This window comes from Arthrobacter sp. CP30 (assembly GCF_053470025.1).
Map to the genome: position 1 here is coordinate 1 of NZ_JBQEMM010000036.1, position 622 is coordinate 622.

Here is a 622-nt window from a genome sequence, read left to right on the forward strand (position 1 = left end):
CATCGAATTCGAGGATACCGACCAGCAGGCGGTCGAAATTGAGGATGCGGTGGTTCAGGCGTGGGACTTGGCCGATGGTCCGGTTCAGATGAGGCGGCTAATGCCGCACGGCGAATCTGGTATGGCAGCAATGCTGGGCGAAGAAGGAACAGGATTGATGAGCGAGCCAAGCCCCATCGAACGCGCGACCGAAGCGGTGATGAACGAGATAGGCGACGTTTTCCTGCATCCCGACGATGCCAAAAGAATTGCGCGAGCCGTCCTCGCCGCGATCCGGGAGCCGAGCGACAGGATGATCGAGGCCAGCTTCGACTGGTCGGCCTGGGCTGGCGAGGAAAGGCTGCGCGACGCTGGCGCGAAGACGTGGCAGGCGATGATCGACACGCTGCTGGCGGAGGGGGAGTGATGTCAAAAGAGCCGATCAGGATGATCCTCGGTCACCCAATGTGGGATGAGGATTTTCGGGCTCCGATGTACGACGACTACTATGTCTTTCTGCATGGCGGCGTGACCGATTGGAATGGTGGCCTTCTTGGCCGGCCTCTTACGCGACCCCTTCCCGCATCACAGCCGACCCGGCAGCAACGCCGCGCGAAGCAGCGCGCATTACGCAAGGCCAAAT

At 61.1% G+C, this 622-nt stretch carries 1 protein-coding gene; it reads left to right on the forward strand.

The genetic code is table 11. The annotated features are described in order from the left end of the window. Positions 1 to 406, forward strand: a 406-nt coding sequence (locus ACTIMO_RS17190) for a hypothetical protein (protein WP_448183208.1), incomplete at its 5' end; no start/stop codon positions are given. Between the last annotated feature and the right edge of the window lie 216 nt (positions 407 to 622).